This is a genomic window from Micromonospora sp. NPDC048040 (assembly GCF_055587185.1).
Genome location: NZ_JBVJGT010000031.1, coordinates 25,574 through 49,026, shown reverse-complemented (window position 1 = coordinate 49,026; position 23,453 = coordinate 25,574). Strand labels below are relative to the sequence as shown.

At 68.8% G+C, this 23,453-nt stretch carries 17 protein-coding genes and 2 pseudogenes; 13 read left to right on the top strand and 6 right to left on the bottom strand.

Annotation, left to right across the window (positions count from 1 at the left end):
• The first annotated feature begins 111 nt into the window (after positions 1-111).
• From ACZ6O2_RS24600 to ACZ6O2_RS24570, 7 genes are read left to right on the top strand one after another with little or no spacing between them, the layout of a single operon-like run.
• Complete coding sequence (locus ACZ6O2_RS24600) at positions 112-1,755, top strand: S9 family peptidase (protein ID WP_466024445.1); 1,644 nt, start codon at positions 112-114, stop codon at positions 1,753-1,755.
• Between the two features lie 47 nt (positions 1,756-1,802).
• The gene (locus ACZ6O2_RS24595; protein WP_466024444.1) at positions 1,803-5,069 is read left to right on the top strand and encodes a non-ribosomal peptide synthetase; all 3,267 of its coding nucleotides are present in this window, start codon (positions 1,803-1,805) and stop codon (positions 5,067-5,069) included.
• Complete coding sequence (locus tag ACZ6O2_RS24590; RefSeq protein ID WP_466024443.1) at positions 5,066-7,996, top strand: type I polyketide synthase; 2,931 nt, start codon at positions 5,066-5,068, stop codon at positions 7,994-7,996. The genes ACZ6O2_RS24595 and ACZ6O2_RS24590 overlap by 4 nt, the downstream gene beginning before the upstream one ends.
• Positions 7,996-9,771: a non-ribosomal peptide synthetase gene (locus tag ACZ6O2_RS24585; protein ID WP_466024442.1), complete on the top strand. Its 1,776-nt coding sequence runs from the start codon at positions 7,996-7,998 to the stop codon at positions 9,769-9,771. The genes ACZ6O2_RS24590 and ACZ6O2_RS24585 overlap by 1 nt, the downstream gene beginning before the upstream one ends.
• Positions 9,764-10,615: a thioesterase II family protein gene (locus tag ACZ6O2_RS24580; protein WP_466024441.1), complete on the top strand. Its 852-nt coding sequence runs from the start codon at positions 9,764-9,766 to the stop codon at positions 10,613-10,615. The genes ACZ6O2_RS24585 and ACZ6O2_RS24580 overlap by 8 nt, the downstream gene beginning before the upstream one ends.
• Positions 10,616-10,618: 3 nt before the next feature.
• Positions 10,619-12,028, top strand: a complete 1,410-nt coding sequence (locus ACZ6O2_RS24575) for an AMP-binding protein (RefSeq protein ID WP_466024440.1) — start codon at positions 10,619-10,621, stop codon at positions 12,026-12,028.
• Complete coding sequence (locus tag ACZ6O2_RS24570; RefSeq protein ID WP_350709699.1) at positions 12,025-12,270, top strand: acyl carrier protein; 246 nt, start codon at positions 12,025-12,027, stop codon at positions 12,268-12,270. The genes ACZ6O2_RS24575 and ACZ6O2_RS24570 overlap by 4 nt, the downstream gene beginning before the upstream one ends.
• A 261-nt stretch (positions 12,271-12,531) precedes the next feature.
• On the opposite strand, the pseudogene ACZ6O2_RS24565 reads toward ACZ6O2_RS24570, so the two are convergent.
• Both ACZ6O2_RS24565 and ACZ6O2_RS24560 read right to left on the bottom strand, forming a co-directional pair.
• A pseudogene (locus ACZ6O2_RS24565) lies at positions 12,532-12,725 on the bottom strand (IS3-like element ISMyma3 family transposase); the annotation flags it as partial.
• A 733-nt stretch (positions 12,726-13,458) separates the two neighbouring features.
• Complete coding sequence (locus ACZ6O2_RS24560) at positions 13,459-14,256, bottom strand: hypothetical protein (RefSeq protein WP_466024439.1); 798 nt, start codon at positions 14,254-14,256, stop codon at positions 13,459-13,461.
• A 565-nt stretch (positions 14,257-14,821) separates the two neighbouring features.
• On the opposite strand from ACZ6O2_RS24560, the gene ACZ6O2_RS24555 reads away from it, so the two are divergent.
• Positions 14,822-16,777, top strand: coding sequence for a GTP-binding protein (locus ACZ6O2_RS24555; protein WP_466024438.1), 1,956 nt, complete (start codon positions 14,822-14,824; stop codon positions 16,775-16,777).
• Between the two features lie 97 nt (positions 16,778-16,874).
• Here the strand turns inward: ACZ6O2_RS24555 and ACZ6O2_RS24550 are convergent, their stop codons facing one another.
• Together ACZ6O2_RS24550 and ACZ6O2_RS24545 are read right to left on the bottom strand one after the other, a co-directional pair.
• Positions 16,875-17,042, bottom strand: coding sequence for a hypothetical protein (locus ACZ6O2_RS24550; protein ID WP_466024437.1), 168 nt, complete (start codon positions 17,040-17,042; stop codon positions 16,875-16,877).
• A gap of 271 nt (positions 17,043-17,313) precedes the next feature.
• The gene (locus ACZ6O2_RS24545; protein ID WP_466024436.1) at positions 17,314-17,778 is read right to left on the bottom strand and encodes a MarR family winged helix-turn-helix transcriptional regulator; all 465 of its coding nucleotides are present in this window, start codon (positions 17,776-17,778) and stop codon (positions 17,314-17,316) included.
• 76 nt (positions 17,779-17,854) lie between these two features.
• On the opposite strand from ACZ6O2_RS24545, the gene wrbA reads away from it, so the two are divergent.
• The 3 genes from wrbA (at position 17,855) to ACZ6O2_RS24530 (ending at position 20,890) form a co-directional block, all read left to right on the top strand.
• The gene (gene wrbA, locus ACZ6O2_RS24540) at positions 17,855-18,535 is read left to right on the top strand and encodes an NAD(P)H:quinone oxidoreductase (protein WP_466024435.1); all 681 of its coding nucleotides are present in this window, start codon (positions 17,855-17,857) and stop codon (positions 18,533-18,535) included.
• Positions 18,536-18,561: 26 nt separating this feature from the next.
• Positions 18,562-19,989 (top strand): MFS transporter, encoded by a 1,428-nt coding sequence (locus ACZ6O2_RS24535; protein WP_466024434.1) that lies wholly within the window; start codon positions 18,562-18,564, stop codon positions 19,987-19,989.
• 538 nt (positions 19,990-20,527) lie between these two features.
• The gene (locus ACZ6O2_RS24530; protein ID WP_466024433.1) at positions 20,528-20,890 is read left to right on the top strand and encodes a hypothetical protein; all 363 of its coding nucleotides are present in this window, start codon (positions 20,528-20,530) and stop codon (positions 20,888-20,890) included.
• A 72-nt stretch (positions 20,891-20,962) separates the two neighbouring features.
• On the opposite strand, the gene ACZ6O2_RS24525 is transcribed toward ACZ6O2_RS24530, so the two are convergent.
• Positions 20,963-21,433, bottom strand: a complete 471-nt coding sequence (locus ACZ6O2_RS24525) for a UPF0158 family protein (RefSeq protein WP_466024432.1) — start codon at positions 21,431-21,433, stop codon at positions 20,963-20,965.
• Between the two features lie 157 nt (positions 21,434-21,590).
• Here ACZ6O2_RS24525 and ACZ6O2_RS24520 point away from each other — a divergent pair, with 157 nt between their 5' ends.
• Positions 21,591-22,268 (top strand): YwqG family protein, encoded by a 678-nt coding sequence (locus ACZ6O2_RS24520; protein ID WP_466024431.1) that lies wholly within the window; start codon positions 21,591-21,593, stop codon positions 22,266-22,268.
• 176 nt (positions 22,269-22,444) lie between these two features.
• On the opposite strand, the gene ACZ6O2_RS24515 is transcribed toward ACZ6O2_RS24520, so the two are convergent.
• Positions 22,445-22,939, bottom strand: coding sequence for a DinB family protein (locus ACZ6O2_RS24515; RefSeq protein ID WP_466024430.1), 495 nt, complete (start codon positions 22,937-22,939; stop codon positions 22,445-22,447).
• Between the two features lie 313 nt (positions 22,940-23,252).
• Between ACZ6O2_RS24515 and ACZ6O2_RS24510 the strand changes: the two are divergent.
• Positions 23,253-23,406, top strand: a pseudogene (locus tag ACZ6O2_RS24510) (IS5/IS1182 family transposase); the annotation flags it as partial.
• Between the last annotated feature and the right edge of the window lie 47 nt (positions 23,407-23,453).

Here is a 23,453-nt window from a genome sequence, read left to right as displayed (position 1 = left end):
GGAAGCCGGTCGTACTGGGTGGAGACCGATCGGGACTCCGGGGCTCCGGGTCGTCTCATGTGCTCCGACGGCACAGGCGGAACGCGTCCCGCGCTGCCGGATGACATCCGGGTGAGGTCCAGCGTCTACGGCTACGGGTCTCGCCCCTACGTCGTCTCCGGGCGCACGATCTTCTTCGTCGGCGCCCGCGATCAGCTGTTGTACCGCTGGTCGCCGGGAGGTGAAGTCACCGTGCTCTCACCGCCGACCGACGAGGTGACCCACTACGCCGCCCCAGCGCCCAGCCCTGATGGCAGCCTTCTCTACGCGGTCCGCGAACGGGAGCTCGCGACGGGCGTGAGTCATGACATCGTCTCGGTCACGACGGACGGGCGTGGGCGGATCGAGGTGGTCGCATCGGGCCACGACTTCTACGGCGCGCCCGCGGTCAGCCCCGACGGCAGCAGAATCGCCTACGTGGCTTGGGACCATCCTTACATGCCTTGGGACCAGTCGGTGCTTCGTGAGGTCGGACCGGCGGGCGACGTCGTCATCGACGGGCGACCCGGGGTCTCCTTCACCCAACCCCGCTACAGCCCCGCCGGCGTCCTGCACGTGATCCACGACGAGAGCGGCTGGTGGAATCTGTACGCGGCCGACGGGGTCGACGACACCCTGCGCGCCTTGGCTCCGATGCCGGCGGAGTTCGGTCGACCCGACTGGTCCTGCGGACTGGCCACCTACGCGTTCCTGGACGACGACAGCATCTTAGCCGCCGCTCGGAACGCTAGCGGGGACGTGGTCTGCCGGATCACTCGACGCGGGCCGCTCGAGATCCTGCCCGGCCCGACGTGGGTGGTCGAGGGTGTGGCGGGCTCGGGCAGCGACGTCACCATCCTCGGCGGATCCGCCGTCCAGCCGATCGAAGTGTCCGAGCTGTCCGATGGAAACCTGCGGCTGCTGCGCGGCGCCTCGGCCAGACGTCCTGATGGCATCAGCATGCCCGAACGCCTGAGGTTCCCGACCCACGACGACTCGTTCGCCTACGCGATCTACTACGAGCCGCCAACAGGCGGCAGCCTGCCGCCGCTCATCGTTTCGTGCCACGGTGGACCGACGGTGAGCTTTACCGGGGTGCTCAACGGTTGGGTGCAGTTCTGGACCAGCAGAGGCTACGCGGTGGTGGAGGTCAACTATCGCGGAAGTGCGGGGCACGGTCGCGCTTATCGGCAGGCCATCCGGCACCAGTGGGGTCATCTCGACGTCGCCGATTCGATCAGCGCCGCCCGCCACCTCGTCGCGCAGGGCAGGGTCGACCCTCGTCGGATCGCGATCCGCGGCCTCAGTTCCGGTGGCCTCACAGCTCTGCGAGCGGCGCAGAGCGTGCCCGACTTCGCGGCCGTGACCAGTTTGTGCGGCGTGGTCGATCCCAGTGCGCTGCCGGACAACACCCATAAGATGGAGTCACGCTATCTGGACGGGCTGATCGCTCCCTGGCCCGCCGGTCGAGCGGAGTACGAGCGTCGCTCCGTACTGACCGACGTCGGCAACTTGCGTACCCCCACGCTTCTCATTCACGGACGCGACGACGCGATCGTTCCGCACTCCCAATCGGGCAGGCTGGCGGACGAGCTCCGACGCGTCGGCACTCCCGTCCAGCTCGTGACGTACGAAGGAGAAGGTCACGGGCTCAGCAACCCCGACAACGTGGTCGACGCCCTGCTCCGAGAACATGAGTTCGTCGAAAGACACCTCGGGCCGGGGGCACATCCCTGACGAGGATACCGAGGCGAACGGCCGGCGACACGAGTCAGCGGCGATCAATGTGGATTCCGCGAGTACGGTCTGTACCTTCGGTGGGGCAGAGGCTAGAGTTCGCTCCGCGACCTCACACTGGCCAGCAACGTGAGCACTCGCGCAACTCGGGGGGTCAAAAGGTGGTCTCGAAGAGCCTCCCTGCGCTCTCGTCAGCGCAGGGCCGAATGTGGTTTGCCTACAAAGTCGATTCCTCCAGCGCCGAGTTCACCGTGGTGTGGGCGGCCCGTTTGATCGGTGCCGTCGACACCGGGAATCTCGCCGCAGCCTGGCGGAGCGTGTTGGTCAACCATGATGAGTTGCGACTTCGCTTATTGGACTCGTCAGCCGAGCCGAGTCGCGACTACTGGCCTGTCGACGACATGGACATGTCCATTCGCGTGGTCGCTCCCGAGCAACTCCAGCTGGAGTTGGAATCAGCGGTCGGCCGGGTGTTTATGCTGGACAAGGAGCCCTTGGCCGACCTGGCGCTCCTGCGGCTCGGGTCCCAGGAACACGTCTTGGTCCTCAGCGCCCACCACGCGGTGCTGGACGGCCGATCGCTTGACATCGTCATCGACAACCTGTTCGCCAGCTACGACGGCCGGTCCGGCTCGCCGGCGGGCCCGTCCTATCGCGACTACATCGAGGAAGAGGCGGCCGAGTCTCCTGATCCTTCCCGCATCGACCGCTGGGTCGAGGAGCTTCGTCTCGACGAGGAGGAGGACGAATCCACGCCTCTGGGGCTGCCATTGCAGAGCCTGTCGCAGGACAAGAATGCCGGCACCGTAAGGGAGAGGCTGTCCCCTGAGGCGTGGTCGGCGATCCGCGATCTCGCGCGAAGTCGTCGCACCACGCCACACGTAGTGGGACTGGCGGCATTCGCGCTGACGCTGAGCCGATACCGCGACACGGAAAGCCTCCTGATCGGCGCGTCGATGGACACGCGCTCCGCTCGTTTCGCGGACACGACCGGCACGTTCGTCAACCCTGTGCCGGTGCGCCTGCGCGATCTCGCAGGTGCCTCTGTCGCCGATCTCGTGCGGGGAGCCCACGCCAGTCTGCTCAGGTCGTACGCCAATCGGGCGATCCCCTTCGACCAGCTGGTGCGCCGCGTTCATCGGGGTGCCGACGCCGGCACGACTCCGGTGTTCCAGGTGCTGTTCAACTTCGAGCCCACCCGGGCGATCCCGGACGTCGCCGGCGTGACGGTGCAGCCCCTTGACCTGCCAACACGGATCGCGCAGTACGAGCTCACGTTGACGCTGCGCGAAGGCGGCAACGCGGCCGAGCTCGTCGCGGTCTTCCGGCGGGAGCGTCACGCCGAGGAGGACATCCGCCGCCTGCTGAACAGCGTGCGATCGGTCCTGCAACGGTTCGCCGAGTCGGATGATGCTCGGAACGAGCTCGTCGTCTCGGCCGAGGAGCGCCGCCACCTCTTGGCACTGGGGCGGGGAGCCGGCGTGGTGGGCGACCTCCGACCCATCCACGAGCAGGTGGTCGACGTGGCCGGCCGGTGGCCGGACAGGACGGCCGTGGTGGCCGGAGCGAACTCGCTCACGTACTCCGAGCTGGCACGGCGCTCTCTGGCCCTGGCCCACGTCCTGCACGGTCATGGTGTCGGTCGTCAGACCCGGGTCGGCGTGCACTTGTCCCCGTCGGTGGATGCGGTGGTGGCGGTACTCGCCGTGCTGCGTGCGGGAGGTACGTATGTGCCCCTCCACCCGAACGATCCGCAGGCGCGCATCCGGGCGGTCCTAGACGACGCCGGGGTCGACCTGCTGGTCACCGAGTCGACGGACATCCCGGGTGTCACCGCCGTTCAGCCGCGGCACGACGCCGGCCACGACGCGTCCCACGTGACTCTGCCCGAGGCTCGGCCCGAGGACGCCGTGTATGTGATCTACACGTCGGGGACGACCGGGGAGCCCAAGGGCGTGGTGGTGGAGCACGCCTCACTGGCGAACTCGACGGCGGCGCGCCACATGACCTACCCCGGAACGCACACGTTCCTTCTGCTCTCACCGCTGTCGTTCGACTCCTCGATGGCTGGACTGTGGGGCACGCTGTCGGCTGGCGGATGCCTCGTCGTCGCCGAGGCCGACGAGATCAGGGACCCACGCCGGATCCTCGAGATCATTCGCCGTCACTCGGTGACGACCATGCTCAGTGTCCCGGCGCTCTACGCCTCCGTGCTGGACGCGGCCGAACGGGACGCCATCGATCCCGCGAAGTCGCTGTCCACCGTCATCCTCGCCGGCGAGTCGCTTCCCGGCGCAACATCGGCCCAGCACTTCGCCTGGCATCCCGACGCCGATCTGGTCAACGAGTACGGCCCGACGGAAACGACTGTCTGGAGCACGTTCCGCCGTCTGCGGCCCGGCGATCGCGTCGACATCGGCGGGCCCGCACCCGGCTCGCACCTCTACGTCCTCGACCGGCACGGCAACCTGATGCCGAGAGGCGCCGTGGGTGAACTGTACGTCGGCGGTGAGCGCGTCGCTCGAGGCTATCTGGGCAAGCCGGAACTCACCGACCGGGTGTTCGTCCGCGATCCCTTCGCGCAGGAGCAGTCCCGGATGTATCGGACCGGGGACTGGGTCCGCTGGAATGACGACGGCGGGCTGAGCATCTTGGGGCGCCGCGACCAGATCGTCAAGCTGCGTGGACATCGTGTCGACCTCGGGGCGGTCGAGTCGTCGACGCGCTCGCTGCAGGGCGTGGTGGACATCGCGGTGCTCGTGGCACCGAACGGCGCCACGTTGGAGGCGTTTCTGGTCCTCGACGGCGACCGCGACGTCGAGTCGCTTCGCGCGCGGCTCGGGGAGCTGCTGCCACCGGTCATGGTGCCCAGCGTCCTTCACCGTGTCGACCGGCTGCCGCGGACGTCGCGCGGCAAGGTGGATCGAGATGCCCTCATGGCGCTCCGGAGCAGCTCGGCAGGCGATGCCGACCGCACCGCCGTGGCGTCGGAGGCACACGGCGACGCACTGGCCGCGATCCATGCCGCGTGGTGCGAGGTGCTGGAAGTCCCGACCGTCGCCCACGACGTGAACTTCTTCGACGCGGGAGGGCATTCACTGCTGGTTCCCCTCCTCCAAGCGGAAATCGAGGATCGTCTCGACATCACCATCGACATCGTCGAGCTCTTCTCGGCCACCACGGTGGCGGCGCAGAGCGCGGCGTTCGGTCGCCTCACCGGCACGGCTGAGGTCAGCCCCGTGGTCGATCCGCGACAGGCCAGACTCGCGGCTGCCGGTCGTGCCCGACGAGGGCGTGGCGAGGGCGCCCAGTGAGGGATCGGTCGCTCGACATCGCCGTGACGGGTGTCTCCGCGAGGCTTCCCGGGCCGGCGGACCTCGATGCCTGGTGGGCCGCCGTGTGCAGAGGGGAGGCGCTCACCACTCGGCTCGACCCCGCGCAGTTGCTCGCGGCCGGCGTCGCACCGAGCGTCTCCGAGGCCCCGGACTATGTCCCCGTGCGCGGCTTGATCGCCGACATCGACCGCTTCGACGCCGAGCGTTTCGGCATGAGCGCTCGCGAGGCGCAGCTGACCGATCCCCAGCACCGACTCATGCTGGAGGCGACCTGGTCGGCGCTGGAGGACGCCGGACGCAATCCGCTGGAGGACCAGCTCCGCACCGCGGTCTTCGCCTCGTCGAGTCCCAGCCGCTACGCGGCACAGATGCTGCGCAGGCCGGATCTCGATCCCGATGTCGTCGAACGGATCGACATCGGCACCGGGCGCGACTTCATGGCCACTCGGATCGCGTACCGGCTCGGCCTCCACGGGCCTGCGATGGCGGTCTCGACCGCCTGCTCCTCATCGCTGGTGGCGGTGCATCTCGCGATCCAGGCGCTGACCAACGGCGACTGCGATCAAGCGGTGGTGGTGGCCGCTTCCCTGGGGTGGCCGGCGGCGGGCCACCGGTACAGCAGCGGCGGGATCATGTCGAAGGACGGGGAGTGCCGCCCGTTCGACGTGGACGCGACCGGCGTGGTCGGTGGTTCGGGTGTCCTGGCCGTCGTGCTGCGCCGCTTCGTCGACGTCGGCGACGAGATCGCGTTGCACGGCGTGCTCCTCGGCTCGGCCGTGAACAACGACGGAGCCGCCAAAGCGGGGTTCAGCGCGCCCGCCGCACGGGGACAGGCGGACGCGATCCGGTCGGCGCTCGTTTCCGCGGATGTGCGGGCGACCAGCCTCGGATACCTGGAAACCCATGGCACAGGGACGCGGGTGGGCGACTCGATCGAGTGGTCGGCCGCGACGACCGTCCTGAAGGAGGCGGGCGTCCCGGACGGACAGGTCGCGGTGGGCGCGGTCAAGGCCAACATCGGGCATCTCGACGCCGCCGCCGGTCTTGCCGGACTCGTCAAGGCCATGCTGGTGCTAAGTCATGCGCGCATACCTCCCGTGGCGAACTTCCGCAGGCTCAACCCCCTACTCGGCACGGCCGCCTCGCCCCTGCACGTCCCCTTGGAAGCGCAGCCCTGGTCAGGTCCCGAACCACGCCGCGCGGGTGTCAGCTCGTTCGGCATCGGGGGAACGAACGCGCACGTCGTCGTTGAACAGCCCCCGTCCGTCCGGCCACCGGCACCGCACTCCGGCGACGAGCGGCTCAGGGTGATCGTCCAGTCGTCCGGTCGTCAGGACGCACTCGAGCGCGATGCCGAGCGCTTGGCCCGGCATCTGGAAGACAGCGACCAGGGGCTCGCCGACGTCGCCTTCACGCTGCGAGTCGGGCGGGCTCCGCAGATCGAGCGACTCGCCTTGGTCGCGCGCAGCGCGGCGCATGCGGCACAACAACTGCGCACCGGTCGCGGCGTCGCGCGAGGACAGTCGCGAACCGGAGCGATGCGCCCCCTGATCTTTCTCTTTCCTGGACAAGGAAGTCAGCGTCCCGGAATGGCCACGCCTTTCCGGCGGTCCCTGCCCGGGTTCGACGACTACCTCGAACAATGTCTGCACTACTTCGACGCCGCGCTGGCCGACCGGGTTCGCGCGGCCATGACGGATCATCATTTCCCCGATGACCAGATGCGGGACACCTCGCTGGCGCAGCCGTGCCTGTTCGCCCTCGAGTACGCCGCGACAAGGGCATTGGAGCAGTTCGGACTGCGCCCCAGCGCGTTGGCGGGCCACAGTGTGGGTGAGGTGACGGCGGCCTGCATAGCCGGAATGCTGGATCTGAAGCAGGCGGCGAGCCTGATCGCCCTGCGCGGCCGGTCGATGCAGGACTGTCCGCCGGGATCCATGCTGGCGGTCAGATGCTCGGTGGCCGAGGCCGGGGAGCTCATCGAGGCGTCGGGTGGCCGCGTGGAGCTGGCGGCGGTGAATGGTCCGCGCGAACACGTGTTGAGCGGCACCGACCTGGCGGTGGACGAGGTCGAGCGTCACCTTGGTGGGCTCACCGGAAAACGCCTGCGGACCTCCCACGCCTTCCATAGCCGGCTGATGGAGCCCGCAGTGAACGATCTCCTCGTGCACGCGGGTGATGACTGGGGCGACGAGATCGAGATCCCCTTCCTGAGCTGCTTGGACGGCGTGATGATCGAGCGGGGCTCGCGGCGCCGGCTCGACATGTTCGCCAGGAGCGCCAGGGGCACGGTGCGGTTCGGCGACGGCTTGGCCACGATCGCCCGCACCTTCCCCGACGCGATGGCTGTCGAGATCGGGCCCGGGCGCGCCCTGTCCGGACTGGCCGCGGCTGCCGGGATCGATTGCCTGCCCTTGACGGGCACCGCGCACGAGGACGATGACGCCCCCGCACGAACGGTGGCAGCACTCTGGGCACAGGGACTGCCCGTCGATCTCGCTGTCCTCGCTCCGCCTGGTCGGCGGGTGCACCTTCCCGGCTCCACCTTCGCCGGCAGCCCGAGACACGTCGCACCCGAGGCAGAGCTAGCTGTCGAGACAGCGGTGCCTCTCTCCGAACAGCACCTGGCCGAGGGGCGCATCGCCGAACCCGCCGGGCGCACCCCCGCCGAGGAGGTGCGCGCGGCGTGGGCCGAGTTGCTCGGCACCCAGTCTCCGCGGCCGACCGATGACTTCACGGCCGAGGGCGGTGACTCGCTGACGCTGATCCGTCTCGCTCGCCGGCTGGAGAAGGTGTTGCCGGTGACCCTCGAGCTGGCGGACCTTGTCGACGCGCGGACCCTCGGCGATCAGATCACGTTGGTCGAGCGGCTGCTCGACCGTCGCGGCATGGGAGACGACTCGTAGTGGGAGAGCATTTCGAAGGCGTCGCGGCGGCGTTCGAGCGTCAGGTGCGCCTGCGCCCCGCCAAGATCGCGGTCCAAGACCCGCTGGGTAGTGCGACATTCGCCGAGGTCTGGTCCGAGAGCAACCGCGTGGCATCGGCCTTGCGGGCCAGAGGCATCGAGCAGGGATCGGCGGTCGGGATACTCGGCGTCGGCTCGCGGGACAGCATCGTCGCGATGCTCGGGTCGTGGATCGTGGGAGCCCACGTCGTGCCGTTGGCGCCCGAGCATCCGGTGGACCGGATCTCACGGACGGTGTCGGCGGCGTCCGTACAGCTTGTTGTGGAGACCGACGCGTACTCCCTTCCTTCCGGCGTCGCGGCCCCGACACGCGGACACCTACGACAACTGGTGGAAGAGGGGCAACCCCGGGGTCCGGAGGCCATCCCGGTCGACCGGGCCGATGCGACGGCCTACGTGCTGTTCACGTCGGGTTCGACCGGGGACCCCAAGGGGGTGTGCGTCCCTCAGGGTGCCCTGTGCGCCTTGGCTCTGCGAGACAGCCCGACGCGCTTGAGCGCCGACGACACCTTCCTGGTCCACACGACCCTCGCCTTCGACCCCTCGATGTTGGAGATCTGGTCGGCTCTCCTCGTGGGCGCGGGCGTGCTGTGCGCCCCGGGGAGCGGAATGTCGCTGCGCTCGACGGCCGACCTGCTCAGCGACGACCGCGTGACGGTGGCGGTGCTGACGCCTGCCGTGTTCGCCCTCATGGTCGAGCGATACCCGGAGTCTCTCGCCGGCCTCCGCCGGTTGATCGTCGGAGGCGACGTCATGCCCGTGGGGCAGGCGCGCGCGGCGAAGGCCCTGTGCCCGGACGTCGACATCATCAACTGCTACGGGCCGACCGAGAACACCGTCATCAGCACCGCCTTCCGGCTCCAGGAGTGGGACGGGACGGGTGATTCGGTGCCCATCGGTGTTCCCGTCGCCGGTGCCACGGCCCATGTCGTCGATGCCGAGTTCCAGCCGACCGCGCCCGGAGTCGTGGGCGACCTCGTCGTCGGCGGTGACCGCCTGGCCAGCGGCTACCTCCAGGACCCGGAGACGACCCACGCGCGGTTCACCGCGGACCACTTCAGCTCGCTTCCGGGAGCGCGCCTCTACCGCACCGGCGACAAGGCGTCGCGGCGTGCGGACGGCGTCCTCGAGTTCCACGGTCGTGCCGACCTCGAAGTCAAGATCAGAGGTGTCCGCGTCAACCTCACCGAGGTGGAATCCGCCGTCGGATCGGACCCCGCGGTCGCCGAGGTGGTCGCGGTCGCCGTCGGCTCGGGACACGAGCGCCGGGTCGTCGCCTTCGTCCGAGCCGCCGACGGTCTCGACGGAACGGACGCGAAGGGCATCCGTACGAGGGTCGCGGAGCGTGTCCCGACCTATCTGGTGCCCGACCACATCGAGCTCGTCGAGGAGTTCCCGCTCACCGGGTCCGCCAAGGTCGACCGCGACGCGCTCGCCGGCAGCGTCGGTGTCCTGGGGCACGACGACGGTGCCCCGCAGGAGCCGAGCAGTGCGGACCTCGCGGCCTTCTGGCTGCGTCGCACGGGTTCTGCCCCCCGCGCGGGAGAGAGCTTCTTCGACGCGGGAGGAAACTCGCTGGACCTGATCCGCTTCATCGACGACGTGGGCGCCGCCTACGGCGTCGAACTGGAGTTCGAAGACGTGTACGGTGTGGCGAGCTTCGAAGAGCTGCGGCGTCTGGTGGTCGCGGCCGCAGGGGAGCGACGCGATGGGTGACGGCCAGTGGCTCCGTACCCTCACGCCGAACGTGGCAGCTCGCCGTCGCCTGGTGTGCTTCCCGCACGCTGGAGGGTCGGCGAACTTCTTCCGCTCGTGGGTGCCCTTACTCTCCCCGGACGTAGCGCTGGTGGCCGTGCAGTACCCGGGGCGCGCTGACCGACTGCGCGAGCCCTGCGCCACTAGCCTTCTCGAGATGGCCGCCGAAGTGGCCGAGTCGTTGAGGGCGGCGCCGGCCCAACCCACGACGTTGTTCGGGCACAGCATGGGCGCGATCGTGGCTTACGAGGTCGCGCGCCTGTTGGAGTCGTTCGGACACTCCGTCGAGCGCATGGTCGTCTCCGCCTCGCGAGCGCCGCACGAACGCGACGGTGTCGCCAGCCTCGACGTGTGGAACGACGACGCGGCGCTACGCGCGCTGGTCTCCCTCGGCGGGACCGTGGATGATCCTGAGCTGCTCGCAGACCCACGGGTTCGTGCCCTCGTTCTTCCCTACCTGCGCGCCGACTACACGATGCTCCAGCGCTATCGACACCCGTCGGGCGCCGGCCTGGGCTGCGAGCTGCTGGTGGTCAGCGGGGAATCGGACACCCATGTGACCCCCGATCATTGCGCTCGGTGGGCGGATCTGACACATGGACGGTTCGCGCACGTTGTCCGTCCTGGCGGGCACTTCTATCTGGCGCCCGATCCGCCCACGGACCTGTTTCTGGGCCCCCTGCCCGACGGACTGGGCCGCTCCTCGTCGAGTCGCGACCCGCTAGATGTTGCACCAGGTCGGTTCGATGCCCCGACAGGCGACGACGCCGAGATCGGTGTCCACGGTCCTCGAAGGGTCGGCTGAAGCGTGCTCACGGAACTGTTGGTGGCGCCGGTTCGTGCAGTCGCCGCGCACACTCCCTCGGCACCGGCCATCGTCGATCCTGATCGGACGACCTCCTACGGTGAGCTCGTGTCGATGATCGACGCGACCGCCGACTCCCTGCGTCGGGCGGGCGTCAGGGCGGGGGAGACTCTCTCGTTGCACGCGGAGCGTCATCGGGATCTGCCGATCATGCTGCTCGCCGCCTGGACGGTCGGAGTGAGCGTGCAACTCATCGACACGACGTTGCCTCGCATGCGGATCGAGCAGAACGAGCGAGCCGTCAGGCCGAGGTGGCGTCTGCGGCGCGATGGCCTATCTCGGCTCGACGATGCGCTTCCCGCCCACCCCGAGTGCAGTCACATCCTCATGACCTCGGGAAGCGCCGGCGTCCCGGCAGCGGTCGCCGTGTCGGCTGCGGGTCTGGCCGGTCCGATGCGGTGGTACTTGTCCGAGTTCACTCCGGGTCCCGATGACCATGTCGCACTCGTGTCCGGTTTGGGGCATGATCCGCTGCTGCGTGACATCCTGGTTCCACTGCACAGCGGTGGAACGCTGGTGATTCCTCCGGCCGACGTTCTGCGCAACCCGAGGGCCGTCGCCGAATTCATCGACTCGACCGGCATCAGCATCCTCCATGCGACGCCTGCTCTCCTGGAGTTGGCGATGGCTGGTCGACCCGCGCGACTGGACCACCTGCGCCTGGTGGTCTCCGGCGGCGCACCTCTTCCGGTCGGACTGGTGCGGCGACTTCGGGGGATGACGGACTCGGTCGTGGTCAACGCCTACGGCGCCACCGAGACACCTCAAATCGCGTCGTGCTTCATCCTCGGCCGCGGGGTCGTGCCGGATCCGGCGTTGTCGGACGCAACGACGCTCGGAGTGGGCGAGGGGGTCGCCGGCGCCCAACTGCTCCTCGTGGACGGCGAGGTGGTCGTACGCAGCCGGTACCTCGCTCTGGGTTATGTGAGCCCGGGCGGTCGCGCTGATCGGTTTATCGACGATCCGCTCGCGGAGCCCGGGTATCGCGCGTACCGCACCGGTGACCGTGCTGTCGCGGGCGACCGGGCTGACGGCCCGAGGATCACGGGCCGACTCGACAGGCAGATCTCCGTCAACGGCCTCCGGATCGCACCCGAGGAAGTCGAGGCCGCGGCGCTCGGGCATCCGGCTGTGCAGCAGGCGCACGTCGCGCCGTACGACGGCCCAGCAGGGACGCTGGTCGGCCTGTCGGTGGTGTTGAGCGAGCCGGTCGAGCCGGAGGTGTTGCGCGCGTTCTTGAGGGCGCGACTGCCCAGCCGTGCTGTCCCGGTCATGATCTCGATCCGGCAGAGTCTCGCGCTCAACCACAATCACAAGGTCGTCGGGGTGCCGAACGTAGAGGTGGCGGAATGAGTCTCGAGGTCTCCCATGTCCTGCAGGTCGTCCTCGACGCGTGGGAACGCACCCTGGGCATCGAGGGAATTCACCGAGACGACAACTTCTTCGAGCTGGGGGGAGACTCGATCACAGCGATCAGGATGGTTCCCCTCATCAGCGATGCGACCGGAGCCGATCTTGGCCCGATGGCCGTTTTCGACTATCCGACGCCGCAGGGAATGGCTGAAGGAGTCGTCAGCCTTCTGGAGTCTGAGTAGCCCGCGTCCCGGCCTCGTGCGGCTGGACCAGCGTGCCTGGGGCGGTCATGCCCCCCGGCGCCACGGCACGCTGCGGTGCGGGTCCTGCACATCGGCGGGTGAACCGGTCACGGCGTCCCGCCGATCCCGACATTCGACCGGTCACCAGCCTTGGCGTCCGCAGGCGTACCGGGCGTTGACAGCTCGATCCGACGACGGCCAGTCCACACATCAACTACGCGACACCGCTGCCCGGCGCCGCCGTCACGGCCGCCGACGTCACCCCGGCCGCTGGCCGTCATCGACCTGCGACTGACGGACCCCCCTTACGCAACGTCTCGGCCCTGCCGATCCCCAGCCGAGCCGCCACCGCCGTGATCGCCGCCCAGTCCGACTCGTAGTTCGGCCGCACCTGTCGCGACCAGCCGCACCGCCCGCTCCCGCAGCTCCTGCGGATACGGCTTCGTTCCTGTCATCTCTCGATCCTTCCCAAGCGGGGAAGTCTCTACAAAATCCGGGGCGGTTCACCTGCAGCCGCTGAAGACGAACTTAAAACAGGCGAGTCCGATGGCATGGTTCGCCATCGGGCTCGAGCAGTTCACCGCCGCTCGTTGCGCGGTGTCGCCAGCGGATACGTCGCTTCAATGATCAACGTTCCAAATGGCACTGCACGGCTCTGTGACGTGCCCCCGGCGCGGCACCAACCTGCGCCAGCATCCCGTTCCCCCGAGGGTCTGTCAAACGAACGACCCTGTCTCACGTTCGGTGGTGACGGCAGGTAACGGGGCGTTGTCTCCTCCTATGTAGAGTCCAACCTTCCCAGGTCAGAGGGGCGAGGTCGCCGGCGGATGCCTCGGATCGGTGGTTAGCCGACCTTCCGTTGTTCTTCCCCCTCGCCTGTTGGAACTTCTTCCGTTCGGACAAGGTAACGACATGCCGCACCAGTCAATAAGCAGCCGCCTAGCCATGAGACTGCCGCGACGACCAAGAGGTCAAAAAGTCCGATATCCGTGAGGCGTCCGAGGATCCACGAAACCGCGGCGATTACCGCTGCGGGCCATGTGAGCCATTGCGGCCGAACCTCGTGAACGTCGGTACGCACGCGCACCTCTCAACGTCGTCCGCCTACTCATGTCTTGCATGGAACCACAACCATATTGGTTGAAGTCGCTGGGTGGCAACCTGGTATGCCAGCCACGGCATACTGGCTCATCGAACTTGGTCGGGCAGGCCGGCGTACTGGCGTGAGGGCCTCAGGAGCCGGCCGGTGTGATCGATCAGCTCGTCGTCAGCATCGGGGCGGGTGATCGCTTCGTGCAGGTGCGCTGTGGTGGCGACCTTGCCGGCGAAGTAGCCGTTGAGGTAGTCGCCATCGCAGGCATGGCGCAACAGCCACGCCCGGAAACCGGCGGCGCCTTGTCGGCATAGCGCCTCGACGACGTAGACCCGGCCCCAGCCGGCGACGCGCTCGGCGAGCCACAGCAGCGCTTCTGCACCTCCACGGCGGCGTTGCAACGCCTCTGCGGCCAACGGGCCGAACCGGTTCGACAGCAGACCGATGGTTTGGATCAGCGGGATGTCGTCCTCGGCCCAGTCTGCGGCCAGCAGCGCGAGTCCGACCGTGGCGGCGCTGCGGTCGGTGCTGTGCCGCACCAACCACCGGCCGGTCTGTCGCACTCGCTGCCGGTCCGCGCGCAGCGCCGCGGCAACGATGTGGTCGTTGCGATGGATTGGGACGTAGGCATCGCGGAAGGCGTCGACAAGTTCACTCGCCTGCGCGTCAGGCTGACTGAAGTGACTGTCGAGGATGACAGCGACATCGGCTCCGTCGAGTCGTCGATCCCCCGCGCGCCGGGTTGACGGCCGCGAGCGGTGACGTTCTTCGTCCGGATACGGCTCACCGTCGCGAGGCAGAACACCGTCGGGATGTTGCTGATGGAGACGTAGAGCGTGTTCGAACAAAGTGATCTGGGGTCCGAGCAGTCCAGGCTCGGTCGTCACGCTCACCGGTGGACGGAGGACTCGATTCTCTCGATCATGGCCGCGATGATCCCACCCCCACACGGCCTTCAGCAAGCGGCAGCGCCCCGTCAAGCACGTCGGGCTGATCGAGGTCGTCCACGAGTTCCGGCCCGACAGTGGGCCGACGGGTGACCGGCGTTGGACGCGTCTGAGCGGCTCGCGAGGGTTCAGCATCTCCTGGCCGGCTTACCAGGGCCCGACGGCAACCAGCTACACCGGGACGTTGCGTGGTCGCTCCGAGCGCACTGGCCAGCCAGTGCGCTCGGAGCGACGAGATGAGATCGTCCGGGGTGCGAGTTCCGGCATGGGCCCGAGATGGTCGGCGCCGGGTCAGATGCCGAGTGACCTCCGGGTGGCCTGGACGGTGTCGAACAGTTCCTCCGTCCGGGACCGAATTCGGTGGCGGCGGTCGCAGCGGCCGTGCAACCTGGAACTGTTCGCCCTGCAACCGAATGGGCAGGGTGCCCAGCCACCAAGCCGTGACGAGGAGTGACAATGCGAGCAACTTCCACGCTCCGGACCCTTGCCCGTCCTACCGTGGAGTCCTGCCTTGGCCTTGTTGAACCTCGGAATCGTCGCCCATGTTGACGCTGGAAAGACCAGCCTGACCGAACGCCTGCTCTACGAGGCGGGCGCCGTGTCCCAGCTCGGGAGCGTCGACGCCGGCACGACGCGGACCGACTCGATGGAGCTGGAGCGCCGGCGCGGCATCACCATCCGGGCGGCCGTCACGTCGATCGTCATCGGTGATCTGAGCATCAACCTGCTGGACACCCCCGGCCATCCCGATTTCATCGCGGAGGTCGAGCGTTCGCTGGCCGTGCTCGATGCCGCCGTGCTGGTGGTGTCGAGCGTCGAGGGGGTCCAGCCGCAGACCGTCGCCATCTGGCGGGCGCTGCGCCGCATCGGCGTACCGACGGTGTTCTTCCTGAACAAGGTGGACCGCCGCGGCGCCGACGTCGACCGGGTGATGGCCCAGGTACGCCAGCGTCTCGGCGCGCGTCCGGTCCTGCTCACCACGGTCACCGGCCAGGGCGGGCGCGACGCCCGGGTGCGGGTCGTCGGCCTCGACGCCGAACCGGTGCTGGAGGCAGTCGCGGAGGTCGACGACGCGGTGGCGGCGCGGTGGCTGACGGACCGGCCGGTACGCGTCCGCGACGTCCGGCGTGCGCTACGGAACGCGGTGCGCCGCACCGAGCTCACCCCGGTGGCGTGCGGCTCGGCGATCACCGGAGCAGGCGTACGGCAGCTGTGCCATCTCCTCGCCGACCTGCTGCCGCGCGGTGAGAAACAGGACGGTCCGCTGGCGGGTACGGTCTTCGCCGTCGACCGGGACGGCCACGGCCGGCGGGCCTGGCTGCGATTGTGGTCTGGGCGTCTGCGCGTACGGGATCGGGTGCAGCTCGGCGGAGCCCGCCCCCAGACGGTGACCCAGATCGCCGTCATCGAGCCCGAAGGCGTGCTGGTGCGCCCCTCGGTCTCCGCCGGCCAGATCGCCGCGGTGCGCGGCGTGTCGGCCCGGATCGGCCAGCACATCGGGGACCCGCCGCAGCGGCACGGCTACCGGTTCCCGCCGCCGACCCGGCAGGCGGTCGTCGAGCCGGTCGAACCGGAGCAGCGGTTGGCGATGTTCGCCGGCCTGGCCGAGCTGGCCGACGAGGACCCGCTGGTGGACCTGCGGCTTGACGAGCAGCAGGCGGAGGCGGTGATCCGCCTGCACGGGGAGGTCCAGAAGGAGGTGCTCGCCGCCCTCCTGGAGCAACGGTACGGCGTCCGGGTGCGTTTCTCCGGCACGCTGACGGCCTGCATCGAACGGGTCGCCGGCACCGGAGCAGCCGAGGAGCGGGTGCACGAGCGCGGCAACCCGTATCTGGCCGGGCTCGGGTTGCGGATCGAGGCCGCCCCGGTCGGGCACGGCATCGAGTTTCTTCCCGGTATCGAACCCGGCCGGCTGCCGCCGGCGTTCGTGGCCGCCACCGAAGAGGGCGTGCGCGCCGCACTCCGGCAGGGCCGTCACGGCTGGCCGGTCACCGACTGTGTGGTCACCATGATGGCTTCGCGGTACTGGCCTCGGCAAAGCAAGCCGCACCAAAAGTTCGACAAGTCGATTTCGACCGTCGCGGCGGACTTTCGCAATCTCGCCCCGGTCGTGGTCGCCGCAGCACTGCGGCGGGCCGGTACCCGGGTGTGCCAACCGATCGAGCGGTTCGACGTGAACCTTCCCCAGCACACGGTGGAGACGGTGCTGGCGTTGCTCGGCCGGCTGGGAGCGGTGGTCCACGACACCGCTGTCGCCGGCGGGTACCTCGAGGTGAGCGGCACCCTGCCGTCATCCCGGGTGCCGCAGGTCGTTGCCGCTCTTCCCGACCTCACCGGTGGCGAGGCGGTCCTGACCACCACCTTCGACCACTACGCGCCGGTCACCGGTGAGGACCCGCCGACCTTGCCCCGGCGCGGACCCGACCCGGGCGACCGGGAGGCGTGGTTCCGTGCCGTACCGCGGTAGGCCGGTCGAGACGCCGCGGGATGCCCGCCGGTCCTGCTGCCGGCGGGGTCGATGGGTCAAGCATGCCGGCCTCCCTCCTACGCGACCGATCGCGGCGCTACCCCGGCACGGGCCTTCGGGGTCGAAAGCCGGTGTCGCAGCCGTTGTCGCAGCCGGCCGTACCCTGGGTGCCGCGCTGGGCCGTGCACGCCGCGTCGATGATCCGCTTCAGCCGGGCGTCCTCTTCGTCGGTCCAGGCGGAGGGAATGTTGTCCCGATCGGCCACCAGCTCGTCGTTTGATCACCTCCGCGTAGACCTTCAGGCTGTTGTACCACTCGCCCTCGTCCGCGCCCCAGTTCTCGAACGTGTCGAAGTCGGTGTCGTGATGGATCGGGTACTCGAGGAGACCGTGGATGCCGATCGTCCCGGGGAAGAGGCGCTCGAGCAGGGCCCACAGCGAGAGTCCGATGTCGGTCCCCGAAAAGCGTGACGACGACCCAGGAGGTGCCGGCGGCGGCAACGGGCGCGACCGCGACGAGCCGAACCGTCTGAACAGCTATACCGTGTCGGCGGCTGTGTGGGTGGCCGGGCGCCTGGTGTCGACGTTGCCGGTCATGGTGTTGAGGATGGCGGGTAGTTCGGCCACGGTCTGGGCGGGCAGGCCGGTCACGGTTTCCTCCGCCAGAGCGTGCCATAGCTGCTTGACCTGGTCGGCGAGTGCCTTGCCGCTGTCGGTGAGTTCGACGATGCTGGCGCGCTTGTCAAAGGGGGCGGGTTCGCGGCGGATGTGGCCGGAGGCTTCGAGCTTGCGGGTCATGAGCGTGACGCTGGGCGGCTCGCAGCCGAGCGCCTCGCTGAGCTGGGCCTGGATTCTCGGACCGGTCCGGTCGAGTTCGAGCAGGAGCGCCTCCTGGCCGGGGTGCAGGCCGAGCGGGGCCAGCAACGCGGCGGCCCTGGCCCGGTGGCGCAGGCTCAGCAGGCGGATGGCCTGGTTGAGGGCGTCGGCGTACGCGAAGTCCACGGGCTCTCCTTGACAGGTTAGTTATGCGCATAACATTATGCGCGTAACTAATTCTAGCAACACCGAGGAGCCGGACATGACCGTGAAGGTCGCTGTCATCTACTACAGCGCGACAGGCAGTGTGCACGCACTCGCGCAGGCCGTCGCCGAGGGCGCCGCCTCGGCCGGGGCCGTCGTGCGGCTGCGGCAGGTCGCCGAGCTAGCACCCGACAGCGCGATCGACCAGAACCCGCAGTGGCGGCGGCACGCCGACGCGACCGCGTCGATCGCCCAGGCCTCACTTGAGGACCTGGCGTGGGCCGACGCGTACGCGTTCGGGACGCCGACGCGGTTCGGCGCGCCGGCCGCGCAGCTCAAGCAGTTCATTGACCAGGCCGGCGGTCTGTGGCAGGAGGGGAAGCTGGCCAACAAGCCGGTGACGGCCTTCACCTCAGCGTTCAACCGGCACGGCGGCAGCGAGGCCACGATCTTGTCGCTGGGCAACGTCTTCTACCACTGGGGGTCGCTCATCGTCCCGCCCGGATTCACCGATCCGGCCGTGTACGCCGCCGGTGGCAACCCCTACGGCACGTCGCATGTGACCAGCCCGAACGGAGACGGCCCCGATGCCGCGGCGCTGGAAGCGGCCAGGTACCAGGGACTTCGGCTGGCCAAGATCACGCTCCAGTTGCTGGGGGATCACGTCGTCGCCGATGCCGCCGTGGGCAACGGGAACAGCCACGGAGCCCTGGCCGAAGCAGCCTGCCGGACCGCGTGAGCGGCGGGTTGGCAAGGAGAGAAGTCATGACAAGCACCAGCACCGCAACTCAGCGGGCCAGGCTGCAGGCCGGATCCTCCTGGACGGTCCTGGCGCTGGCGTGTGCCTGCCAGTTCATGGTGATCCTGGACGTGTCCATCGTCAACGTCGCGCTGCCCTCGGTCCAGCGGGATCTCGGCTTCACCGCCACCGGCCTGGCCTGGGTGGTGAATGGCTACGTGCTTACCTTCGCGGGCTTCATGCTGCTGGGTGGCCGCGCCGTTGACCTGTTCGGCCCGCGCCGGATGCTGGTCGCCGGGCTGTTCCTGTTCTCCGCCTCAAGTCTGGTCGGCGGCCTGGCAACCGCTCCCGAGATCCTGGTGGGGGCCCGCGTCGCGCAGGGCGTGGGCGCCGCGATGCTGGCCCCGGCGACGCTGGCCGTGATCAACACCTACTTCACCGAGCCGCAGGCACGGGCCCGGGCGTTCGGCGCATGGTCCGCCTCGGGCGGTGTGGGCGGGATGGCCGGCGCGCTCGCCGGCGGCGCCATCACCACTGGCCTGTCTTGGCGGTGGGTCTTCCTCATCAACGTACCGATCGGCGCCGTGCTGATCGCACTGGCCATGATGTCGCTGGTCGGCACACGAGCCAGCCGGCGGGAATCGCTCGACCTCACCGGCGCGGTCACGGGAACGGCTGGACTGGCCGCGCTGATCTACGGAGTCATGCAAAGCGCCGACCACGGCTGGACGTCCGTGCGGGTTCTCGGGCCAGCCGTGGCGGGCCTGCTCCTGCTCACCATCTTCACCGTGGTGGAGGCGCGCTTCGCCGCCCAGCCGATGATGCCCCTGCGGCTGTTCACGATCCGGACCGTGGCCGTCAGCAACGGCATGCTGCTGCTGTTCGGCGGGATCGCCATCGCGATGTGGTATTTCACGTCGCTTTTCATGCAGAACGCACTCGGCTACGGCGCACTTGAAGCCGGGCTCGGGCAGACACCCGCGGCGGTGACGTTCGTGGTGATCGCGCGATTCGCCGCCAACCTGCTGCCCCGAACCGGTGTACGCCCTCTGGTACTGGCCGGCAGCGCCTGCCTCCTCGCCGGCTTCGGCTGGCTCGCCCAGGCCGACACCGACAGCGACTACGTCACGAGCGTGCTCGGACCCACGCTGCTCATCGCCGTCGGCATCGGCCTGACCTTCCCCACCCTCATGGCCGCGGCCACCGCCGACGTACCCGAAGGCGACGCGGGCATCATCGGCGGCCTGGCCAACACCGCCAGCCAGATAGGCGGCTCGTTGGCCCTAGCCGTACTCGCCACAGCCGCCAGCGCCAAGGCCGGAACAGACGCCGCCGACGCCGGATCTCCTGCCGCCCTCGCCGCCGGCTACAACCTGGTCTTCCTCATGGCAGCCGGGATCGGCCTAGCTATCGCGATAGTCAGCCTGCTGCTACCACAACACCGGCGCGGCTGACCACGGCGACGCCGCGTGCTCACTCGCCGCACCCTTGCGTCCCGTACGGCAGGGGTGCGGCGAGCGCCTGGTCAGCTCACCGCAGTTCCGCAAGCGCACGTTGCGGCTGCCAGACGAGCCCCGGGGAGACGAGTCGAAGCACGAGGCGATCAAGGCCGTAGCGTCGAGGCTGGGAATCGCCGCAGAGTCGCTGCGTCGTTGGCAGCGCGCCGAGCAGTGGCGGGCGCGGGGCAGAGCCCCAGCAAACCCATCGAGCCGGCATCAGGCCGACTGAGCCGTTGCATAGACTTTCCTGAGCCGCATCAAATGCGGCGAGCCAGGGCAGCAGCACAACGAGATGGCCATGCTGTCGATCGCCGCACGCGCACTACTTCGGCAGTTCCGGGCGTTGGCCGACGTGGAGTGCCGGCCACGGGGCGTGACGGCTCCCGGCTGGCTGCGCGCCCGGACGTCGGCACGAGAGTTGGCCGGATGTTGGAGTGCCCCACCATCGACAGGACGCTGTCCGGCGCTAGTTTTCGGTGTGCCGCCCCGGGACGTGCCTGCCGATGAGCCTTTCGAGAGCCGAGACCTCGAACTCGGACGCACCTTACGGTCCTGGGCCGATGCGCACGCAGCATCGCTGGACCTCGAGCTCGAGGGTCCGCTCGATGCGCCGGGCATGGACCCCACCTGGATCCTTCGTATGTCCGGGCCGCGAGTCGAAGCTGAGGTGCACCTGTTCTACGGACCGCATGTAGACATTTCGGTAGTCCTGACCCAACATCCCGAAGATGGGATGTTGGTCTCGGGCGAAGACGGCATCACGGGGCAGTGGCTGACCGAGATGCTCGACGGACTCGAACAGATGAGTCGCGAAGACGCCATGCCGACGTGGCTGCGCCGACCGTCAGGCCCGTAGCCAACGAGCCACGCGCCATCTGCGGCAGATCCGTGCGTTCGTCGTACCGGAAGTCACGGCGTGGACGCCAGCTCAGGGAAGGTCGGGATCCGGGTGCTCGGCCACGAAACGCTCGCCCGCTTCCTCGTCGACCAGCGAGTTGTCGACCAGCCATTCAACCGCCCGCCGCCTTGCGCGAACCTCGCGGAAGGCGTGCCATGCTGGCAGCAGGTGCGGATACTCCTCGTGCAACTCGTTCTTGAACCGCCGGAAGGCACCCCGGCCGTTGATAGCTCGCGCGAGTCGGCGGCCGGCCGCCGCGTCACTGATCCTCTCAGCGAAGTCGGCCATGTCCTGGTACCAGACGTAGGACGGCAGCGGGTCGATGCCCACCAGGTCGAGGTCGTCAAGTTCGACGGGCGTGTGTCCGTCGATGCCGCCGTCCGTCGTCCAGAACACGATCTCACCGGTCTGCGGGTTGATCAGCCATCGGTGCTCGTAGTCGGTCTGGTCCTCGAGCGCGGTAGCGATCTCCTCCAGGTCCAGCCTGCTCAGGTCAAGCATCCAGCCACCATAAACCCGCTTCATTCCGCGCTTCGACCAGCGACAGCACGCGACAGTTCCGGGCGGCGATCGTCGCTGTCGACCCGCCAGCACGCGACCAGCGCTGTCACGATTGGCTGCGGGCCGGGTGCTGGGGCTATCTGCTACGGTCGCCGCCATGGCTGCCGTATGGCGGATCGCGAACTATCACCAAGCCAAGGCACCGGTGACCGAGCCGGTCACCAAGTTCGGCGGTCAGCCCGTCTGGCTCACCGGACCGCAGTGGCCGGTCAGCCAAGGCTGGGACACCCCGATGCGGTTCGTCTGCCAGATCGCATTGGAGCCTGAGCTCGCCGGTGCCGGCCCGGGGCGGCTGGCCTACGTGTTCGTCACCCATGGCGACCACGGCAGCGACGTGGAGCACTTCGACCCGGACGTCATCTTCCCCGACGGCGGCGAGAACGCCGTCATCATCCAGCCCGGCGGCGTCTTCGACGGGTCGACCAGCCCACTGACCAGCGGCCCAACCCTCTACCACGGCGACGGGTCGCCGGCGGAGTACACCGTCGAGCTGATCCGCGGCGAGGACCCCGAGCACCTGCCGTACGACGCCTACATGGCGCTGCCGCCAGACGAACGGGACCGCTACTTCCAGGCACTGGACCAGGACAAGATCGGCGGGACGGCGCTGATGCTCAACGAGCACGACTGGCCCAAGAGCGGGCCGTGGCGGCCCCTACTGCGCCTCGATGCGAACTGGAAACCGTTCTACCTCAACCTCGGCGCCGCACCGGTGGCGTTCGCGTTCATCTCCACCGACGGCCGGCACGGGTGTTTCCTCGTCCAAGACTCGTAGTCAATCCTGCCCGTACGCCAGTCGTCAGCGGCGAGCACAACGCGCCCTGTCAGCGCGCGCTCGCGGCAGATCAGTGCGCTCCTCACCGTCACCTGGCCGACCCGTCGGGCCGTGGTCTCCGAGCGCTCGACGACGCTGTATAGCACCGGATGGGGACGGCCCCGAGTCGCGATCTCTTACCGACCGGTGACGCCGTCGATAAGCTCCCGCAGGATGTCGGCGTGACCAGCATGCCGGATGGTCTCGCTCGTCATGTGGGCGAGCACCCAGCGAAGCGTACGAGGCGCGTCACCGACCGGCTGCGCGGTGAGGACGTCCGGGCCAGCGGCTGCGCTGATGTGGGTGTCGCTCTCGGCGATCGCAGCCCGGTAGCCGGCGATGATCTGATCTGGGGACCGGTCTGGCTCGACCACCATGTCGAAGTCCAGGTCGGCGTAGCGCGGGTCCCCGGCGACCGTGTAGCCGAACCAGTACCGTTCGGCGTCGGTCAAGTGCTGGACCAGGCCCAGCAGCGTGGTGTCGGAAACGACCAGGCCGCGCCGCAGCTGCTCCTCGTTCAAGCCCGCGACCTTCTTCAGCACGCATGATCGAGCGAAGGACAGGAAGGCGAGGGCGGTGTCGAGCTCGCCACCGTCGTTCCGCGGTACGGCTTCGCGCTGGGATTCGATCATGGCTCGACCTTACGTGATCGTCATCGAGGGCAGGCAGGCGCGGATGTCGTCTGAGCGGTTCCGACCAGGCTCCCGCTCATCGGCTACTTGTTCACTTGCCCTATGACCGGTGTCTGGCGAGCCTCGGTCCAAGCGCCCGGGCTGTCGCTCTCTCATCGGCTGCCCACGCTGGTCGTGTGGCTCTGCGCAGTCCCAGGCGTCGCCCAGGGCGGGGAGAGGCTCAACAGGGGTTTGCTCGGCTCGAAGTAGCGTTGCCCTCCCGGCTCGACAACCTGGACAGGATCGAGCATCGGAAGACTCTGATGACCTCAGGGTGTCGCACCCCGCCGCGCATCGGGTCATCGACGCCGCCGGGCCCCCTGCTCGCTCTGGCGCCGGGGCCCCGGCGTCGGGTCGACCAGATCACCATCGTCGACGGCACCCTCATCCCGACGCGGGATCACCGCCTGGCCGTCCCGAGCAAGAACGTCTTCTTCGCGCAAGACGGCGAATAGCTGCTCGCGGTGCGGGTGCA